Genomic DNA, 7252 nt, shown 5'->3' with positions numbered 1-7252 from the left:
TTTACCGTTATGGCGGTCATTCGCGGCGTCATTGCTGGCTCAATCCTATTCTGGCTGGGACGCTGGTCCAACGACCAAACCGGCACCTATATCCAGACCCAAGAAGAGCTGCGCCCCGCCGCCCGGCAATTGGCCCGCAAAGCCGCCGAATTGATCATCTACGGCATCGCCTTTGTCCTGTTGATGAGCATCATTGGCATCCCGCTAACGTCGCTCGCGGTTCTATCCGGGGCCATTGGTGTTGGTCTTGGCTTCGGCCTTCAAAAAATCGCTTCGAACTATATTTCCGGCGTGATCCTGTTGCTCGAAGGGCAAGCCACCGTTGGCGATTACGTCGAGCTTGATAATGGCATGGCGGGCACTATCGTTCAAACAACCGCTCGCGCCATGATCTTAGAGAGCTATGACGGCCGTTGGATCGTGGTCCCCAACGAAGATTTCATCACCACCCGCGTGATCAACTTCTCCGACCAAGGCTCCTCCAACCGCTACGAAGTCCCCTTCTCCGTCAGCTACAAAACCGACATCAACAAAATCCCCGACATCATCGAAGCCGCCGTCGCCAAACACCCGCGCGTCCTTGACGACCCCTTTCCACCAGATTGCGAATTTCGCGCCTTTGGCGATAGCGGCGTTGAGTTCGCGGTAGAATTTTGGGTCAACGGCATTGACGACGGCAAAAACAAGTTCAGCTCGGATGTAGGGTTCTTGATCTGGAACGCCCTGCGCGACAATGACATCGAAATCCCTTACCCGCATCGCGTTGTCGAAATCCGCAACCCAGACACATGAAACAGGCCTTGATCATTGGCGGCGGGCCTGCCGGTCTGATGGCCGCCGAAGCCCTTTTGGACGCCGGTCATGCGGTCACTTTGGCCGAGGCCAAACCGTCTCTGGCACGCAAATTTTTGATGGCCGGGAAGTCAGGGTTGAACTTGACCAAGATGGAAACTGCCGATCGGTTTTTGACCAACTATGCCGGGGATGGCGAGGCGCTAAAACCAATACTGGACCAGTTCGGACCGTCGCAGGTCAAGGCCTGGGCCGACGCCTTGGGACAGGAGACCTTTACCGGCTCATCCGGGCGGTTGTTCCCAAAATCAATGAAGGCCTCACCGTTGCTGCGCGCCTGGTTGCGTCGCTTAACGGACAAAGGGTTGCAGGTTCAAACACGCTGGCGCTGGGTCGATTGGCAAGACGGGTGTTTGCGGTTTGAGACACCGGAGGGCGCGGTTGATCAGCACCCCGATGCCGTGGTCCTCGCCTTGGGTGGTGGTAGCTGGGCGCGCCTTGGGTCGGACGGATCATGGGGGGGGCAATTTGTACAAAACGGTCTGGATTTTGTCCCATTTGCCCCGTCGAACGCCGGGTTGGTCATCGACTGGTCCGACCATATGACCCGCCATTTCGGCAGCCCAATCAAGAACGCGATTTTCAAGGCCGGGCACCAAACGCAACGCGGCGAAGCGGTGATTTCTGCGCGTGGATTAGAGGGCGGTGGCATTTATCCCTTGTCGCCCGCGCTGCGCGAAAACTCCGAGCTGGAAATCGACCTCTTCCCGGATCAAAGCATCGAAGCTTTGACGCAAAAGCTCTCAAAGCCGCGCGGGAAGCAAAGCCAATCCAACTTCCTCCGCAAGACTTTACGCCTTGCCCCCCAAACCCTTGCTCTTGTGAGCGAAATGCAACGCCCGCTCCCCCAAGGTCCGGCGACGCTTGCCGGATTGCTCAAGGCCCTGCCGATCCGTCACCAAGGCCTCCGCCCCTTGGACGAGGCGATTTCGACTGTTGGTGGCGTGCCGCTCGACAGTCTGACCAAGAGTCTGATGTTAAAGGACAAAACCGGCATATTTTGCGCTGGAGAAATGATAGATTGGGACGCGCCGACGGGTGGCTATCTGCTCACCGCTTGTTTGGCGACCGGGCTTTGGGCCGGTCAACACGCCGCGCAGTTTTTGAACGAGGCCTAGCGCCAGCTTACCACAAGGCGATCCGGGCCAGTGGCCTCACTTGCTTGGACAGTGGATAGGTGATTTTCTGGCACCCCACGCGCGATCAAAGCCATGCGCATTGCTTCGGCCCGGCGACGGCTCAACTGCTTGTTTAAGATGGGTAATTCCGAACTGCCAACCTCTGCTGAAATCTCGGCCTGCAAATCCCCAAAACGCGCACAGATACGGGCAATTGCAGCATGATGCGCCAAGGGCCAATACGCCAGCACAGAAGGTTCAAACCGGCCCGTGTCGAAACCCACCTCTGGGGCCAAATCCATTTGCGCATTGCACGCCTCAGCAGATGGCGAAAATGACAGCGATGGCAACCAATACCCCGCCGAAAAAATCTGGGCCTGATCAAGGATCGAATGAGTGCGCCGCGTCCCCTCTAGGGGCGGTTTTGCGGTGACAATACTAAGGGCTGCGCCGGTGATGTCTTGCGTCATCAAGGCGGTAAGCGCCTCACTGTTTTGCCCCGGCAGAGCCTTGATAACAAGGCTGAGACCGGCTGTGTCATAGCTGAAAACGAACCCGTCCAGATGCGTCATCCAAGGTTGAACCTGCGCCAATAACGCCTCAACCGGTGCGGCGTCGCCCTCGGGAGATACCGGCGGGGTGCCACGAATAGCCTTGAGGCCAAGTGCCTCGGCCATGGCCGTCACCGATAGTCCGGCAGGCAGCTTGCCTTCGACCGTTGCACCGGTCGCCACATCAAAACTTAGCAAGAACTTCGGCGGGGCCCCGTCATCTTGCAACATCAAATCCAACTCGCCGCCGCCCGCTACGGCGCGATGGGCCAAACGCCGCGCCAGAGGATCGGCGGCTGTGCCGGTGATCTGCACCCCATTTTCGTCAAAAACCAACTGACCGTTTTGCAAATGCCGAAGCCCCGGCAAGGCCTGCCAAAATGGGTCTTCCCAGCCAGTCAAATCCGGAAAGGGCGAGCGAGTTAGGGCAACATCAGCTTTGTCGCCAAAATCCGCGCGCGCCAAAAGCGCCGGCGCCAAATCATCAGGCATTTCGCCCGGTGCCGTTTCCAAAAAACTGCTCGGCACATGCCCGGACAACGTCAGTGTTTGACCATCCCAATCGGCCACCAGCGACAAAGGTGTTGTATCCGCCTCGGGCGTCCAATCGAAGCTAAACGCATAGCCATCAGGAAGGCCTTGCAGGGCGGATTGTTCAATCTCGTCGGCGATGTCCATTGCAATTGGCCCGCCATCAATCGCAACACCACCGGGCGTGACCGATAGCGACCCTTGTGGCAGGGCCGTCAACAGGGTTAGGCCGGTTTCAACTGCCTTTTCAAACCCTTGAACACCATGATCCACGGGCGCGTTCTCAACAGAGCCGCGTACATAACCGCCTAGTTCTGACAAATCAGGCAGCTGGTAATTCGGCGGAATCTTCCCCTGAAAACGCGCCCCCATCAGTGGGTCTTTGGCCACCAACACCCGATAGGGTGTTCCGTCATCCAGCACAGTGATATTGGCGGTCACCTCATAGGCATCTGGCAAGTGCGACAAACGTTGATCAAGCGCCCGCTTGTCAGCGGGGAAGTTCACAGTGCCGCTCAGATTAGTCGTGTGATCAGAGACAAGAAGGTGACCCGCTTTCAGCGCGCTCAGTTCTTGGACCATGGCCCGCACAACGTCCGCCCAATCCCCATCGGGAACCCCGGCCGCAACGGTCAGATCGGCGTTATCAAGCTCTAAAATCTGAGCAATCTCTTGTTTTAACGTGGTATTTGGCACAAATCCGGCCACCGAATACCCGGCATCCGATTTGACCAAATCCAATGTGAAAGGCGCGGCATTGGGCAGGATTGTCCAATCCCCGACAACCTGTTCCACCCCCTCCAACGCGGCAAGGCGCGCCTCGATCTGGCGCGCCTCATCTTCGGTTTCCACGCGACCGGCGGCGGTGATTTCCCGCCCCTTAACCGTTATGCTGACCGGGTGTTTTTCCTGATAGACCGCGCCATCGGCGGCCGCCTTGATCCCGGCGGCCACAAGGGCGTTTTCATCTGGCACCCGAAAGACACCAAGGCCGATCACCGCCAAAACAATTGCGACTATGGCGAAAAAATCCCGCATCGGGCGCGGTTAAATCGCGGCCTTGCGGCTTTCGTCGAGATAGATTTCACGCAAACGCGCTGCGCGCGTGCCGGGCGTACCGTCACCGATGGCTTTGCCGTCGATCTCAACCACCGGCATCACAAAGGTCGAGGCACTAGTGACAAAGGCTTCGTCGGCTTGCTGTGCCTCTTCGATGGTGAAATTGCGCTCTTCCACTTCCATCTGGGCCTCGCGCGCGAACCTCAAAACGGCGGCGCGGGTGATGCCATGCAAGATGTCGTTAGACAACGCGCGGGTCACGATTTTGTTGCCCTTGATGTAATAGGCGTTGTTCGATGTGCCTTCGGTGACGAACCCATCTTCGACAAGCCAGGCATCATCGGCACCGGCCTTTTTCGCCATCATTTTACCCATCGACGGGTAAAGCAACTGGGTCGTTTTGATGTCGCGGCGGCCCCAACGGACATCTTCGATCGAGATGACTTTGATGCCTTTTTTCGCTGCTGGGCTGTCGGCCAAACCGGGCTTGTTCTGGGTGAACAACACAACGGTTGGCTTGACCTCATCGGGGTCCGGGAACACAAAATCACGATCCGCAGCCGCGCCGCGCGTGACCTGTAGATACACCATGCCTTCGTCGATCTCGTTGATCTCGACAAGTTTGCGGTGGATGTCGAGCAGCTCGTCAAAGGCTTCGGGCTTGGGCATGTCCAACTCGGTCAACGAACGTTCCAAACGTTTGGCGTGGCCGTCGAAATCGATCAGCTTGCCGCCAAGTACGCTTGTCACCTCATAAACACCATCCGCCATCAAAAAGGCCCGATCAAAAATCGAAACCTTGGCTTCATTTTCTGGCAAATACTCGCCATTCACGTAAACGGTGCGCGTCATGTCTTTTCTCCAAAACTGTGCAGGTGACGGGTTTGGGATGCACAATACCACCCCAAACGCCGTAAAAACATTTGCCGGATCAGGTCCGGAGCGTGGTTACCCCCAAAGCGCGGGCTCTGGCGGGTGCACCCCATCTGCGTCAAATCGCAAAGGGTTGTCACGGTCTTCGGCTAACAAAAGCGGCCCGTCAAGGTCTGTTACGGCCACACCCTGTGCGATCAAGGTCGCCGGTGCCATCGCAAGGCTTGATCCAACCATGCAGCCCACCATGACATCATAGCCCAGCGCCAGTGCCTCTTTCTTCAACTCAAGCGCCTCGGTCAAACCACCGGTTTTGTCGAGCTTGATGTTCACAACGTCATATTTGCCCTTGAGTTTGGGCAGGCTGGACCGATCATGGCAGCTTTCATCGGCACAAACCGGAACCGGCCGATCCATGCCAATCAAGGCATCATCGTCGCCCGCAGGCAGCGGTTGTTCGACCAAGGCCACCCCAAGACGCACCAAATGCGGGGCAAGATCGGCGTAGACCTCGGCGCTCCAGCCTTCGTTGGCGTCAATGATGATTTTCGCATCCGGAGCGCCACGACGCACAGCCTCAAGACGCGGCATATCATCGGGTGTGCCCAGTTTGATTTTCAATATCGGACGAAAGGCGTGGTCGCGTGCCGCTTGTTCCATGTTGTCAGGCGTGTCGAGCGATAGGGTATAAGCGGTGATTTCCGGGCCGGGCTTTGGGAGTTCGGCCAAGTCCCATGCGGGTTTACCCGCGGCTTTGGCCTCCAAATCCCACAAGGCGCAATCAACGGCATTGCGCGCGGCCCCGGCCGGCAACAGGCTTTGCAGCTGTGCGCGGGTCACATCGACAGGAAGGCTCTCGATCTCGGCCGTGACACTATCAAGCGTTTCGTCATAGCGCGCATAGGGCACACATTCACCGTAGCCGGTTACGCCGTCGCGGGTGATTGCAACGGTTAAAACCTTGGCCTCCGTGCGGGATCCGCGCGAAATGGTAAAGACTTGCGCCAAACGAAACACGTCGTGTGTCACAGTGATCATATTGAAATTCCACCCTGTCTATTTGCCACCCCGCGGGATGGTGGGTGGGGCGACGTGCTTGCACAAGCGTCACCCCACCATTGCTTTTATAGCAAACTTATACAGTCGCGAGCGCGTCGACCAGACGCCCGGCACCATGGCGGTACGGGTCAACCGTTGGCAGGCCCATACGCTCTTCGACTTCCGCCAAATATTTGACCGCGTCCTCTTCACTCAGGTGCTGGGTGTTCACCGAAATGCCGACAACCTGGCAGGCCGGGTTAGACTTGCGCGCCAAAGGCAGGGCCGTATCGCGCAACTCTTCCAAGCTTGGCAAAGAGAACCCCGGCAGGCCGCGCATATGTTCGCGGGTCGGTTCATGGCATAGGATCAACGCATCGGGTTGCCCGCCATGGACAAGTGCCATGGTCACACCCGAATAGGATACGTGGAAAAGCGATCCTTGCCCCTCGATCATATCCCAATGATCATCATCATTGCTCGGCGTGAGGTATTCCACAGACCCGGCCATAAAATCCGCTACAACCGCGTCCAAAGGCACACCGTGGCCGGTGATCAAGATCCCGGTCTGGCCCGTCGCCCGGAAGGTCGATTTCAGGCCGCGCTCTTGCATCACGGCATCCATCGCCAGCGCCGTATACATCTTGCCAACCGAACAATCGGTACCCACCGCCAAACAACGCTTGCCGGTCCGGTTCTCGCCATTGGCAATCGGATAGCCATCGGTCGGAACCCGCACGTCATGCAATGTGCCGCCATGCATTTGCGCCGCCGCGACCAAATCACCTTCGTCACGCAAGAGGTTATGCAGGCCCGACGCAATATCAAACCCCATCTCAAGCGCCTTGATCAGCACTTCTTTCCAAGACTGAGAGATCATGCCGCCGCGATTGGCCACACCAATCACCAGGGTTTTACACCCTGCCGCTTTGGCCTCGGCCAAGGTCATATCGGTTAGCCCAAGGTCGGCCCCGCAACCGGGTAGACGAATTTGCCCCAACGCATTGTCAGGACGCCAATCCCGGATGCCAATGGCAACCTTGGCGGCCAACATGTCCGGCGCATCGCCGAGGAAGAGAAGATATGGTGTTTCGATCATGGCGTGTCCCCTAATTCACAGCTTGTGAAGCTTGGACGTCATATTCCGGGAATTGCTTGCTAGATTGTCGGAGAATTCGACAATATTCGAAGAATCTTCGACATACGAAACGTTTCCGCGAAATTATTCGA

6 protein-coding genes are annotated in these 7252 nt (G+C 57.5%); 2 read left to right on the top strand and 4 right to left on the bottom strand.

Annotation, left to right across the window (positions count from 1 at the left end):
* Nucleotides 1–792 (top strand): mechanosensitive ion channel family protein (locus AC5EFR_RS02475; protein ID WP_493574378.1); only part of this gene is annotated, 792 nt, incomplete at its 5' end.
* Nucleotides 789–1970 carry a TIGR03862 family flavoprotein gene (locus AC5EFR_RS02470; protein ID WP_493574377.1) on the top strand — a complete coding sequence of 394 codons (1182 nt, stop codon included), beginning with the start codon at nucleotides 789–791 and terminating at the stop codon, nucleotides 1968–1970. The genes AC5EFR_RS02475 and AC5EFR_RS02470, both read left to right, overlap by 4 nt.
* Here the strand turns inward: AC5EFR_RS02470 and AC5EFR_RS02465 are convergent.
* The 4 genes from AC5EFR_RS02465 to dgcN all read right to left on the bottom strand — a co-directional run bounded on the left by AC5EFR_RS02465 (nucleotide 1967) and on the right by dgcN (nucleotide 7121).
* Complete coding sequence (locus tag AC5EFR_RS02465; RefSeq protein ID WP_493574376.1) at nucleotides 1967–4090, bottom strand: BON domain-containing protein; 2124 nt, start codon at nucleotides 4088–4090, stop codon at nucleotides 1967–1969. The two genes, AC5EFR_RS02470 and AC5EFR_RS02465, sit on opposite strands and share 4 nt — an antisense overlap.
* A 9-nt stretch (nucleotides 4091–4099) precedes the next feature.
* The gene (locus AC5EFR_RS02460) at nucleotides 4100–4963 is read right to left on the bottom strand and encodes a D-amino-acid transaminase (RefSeq protein WP_493574375.1); all 864 of its coding nucleotides are present in this window, start codon (nucleotides 4961–4963) and stop codon (nucleotides 4100–4102) included.
* Between the two features lie 96 nt (nucleotides 4964–5059).
* Nucleotides 5060–6022 (bottom strand): N-acetyl-D-Glu racemase DgcA, encoded by a 963-nt coding sequence (gene dgcA / locus AC5EFR_RS02455; protein WP_493574374.1) that lies wholly within the window; start codon nucleotides 6020–6022, stop codon nucleotides 5060–5062.
* A gap of 97 nt (nucleotides 6023–6119) precedes the next feature.
* Complete coding sequence (gene dgcN / locus AC5EFR_RS02450) at nucleotides 6120–7121, bottom strand: N-acetyltransferase DgcN (RefSeq protein ID WP_493574373.1); 1002 nt, start codon at nucleotides 7119–7121, stop codon at nucleotides 6120–6122.
* Nucleotides 7122–7252 lie beyond the last annotated feature (131 nt).

The organism is Pelagimonas sp. (genome assembly GCF_058892305.1).
The sequence above is the reverse complement of the archived record's forward strand: the minus strand, read 5'-3'. Positions and strand labels throughout refer to the sequence as shown.

Coding starts and splice junctions, on each gene's coding strand:
- AC5EFR_RS02465 (WP_493574376.1), bottom strand. CDS start 4,090: ATGCGGGATTTTTTCGCCATAGTCGCAATTGTTTTGGCGGTGATCGGC.
- AC5EFR_RS02460 (WP_493574375.1), bottom strand. CDS start 4,963: ATGACGCGCACCGTTTACGTGAATGGCGAGTATTTGCCAGAAAATGAA.
- dgcN (WP_493574373.1), bottom strand. CDS start 7,121: ATGATCGAAACACCATATCTTCTCTTCCTCGGCGATGCGCCGGACATG.
- AC5EFR_RS02470 (WP_493574377.1), top strand. CDS start 789: ATGAAACAGGCCTTGATCATTGGCGGCGGGCCTGCCGGTCTGATGGCC.
- dgcA (WP_493574374.1), bottom strand. CDS start 6,022: ATGATCACTGTGACACACGACGTGTTTCGTTTGGCGCAAGTCTTTACC.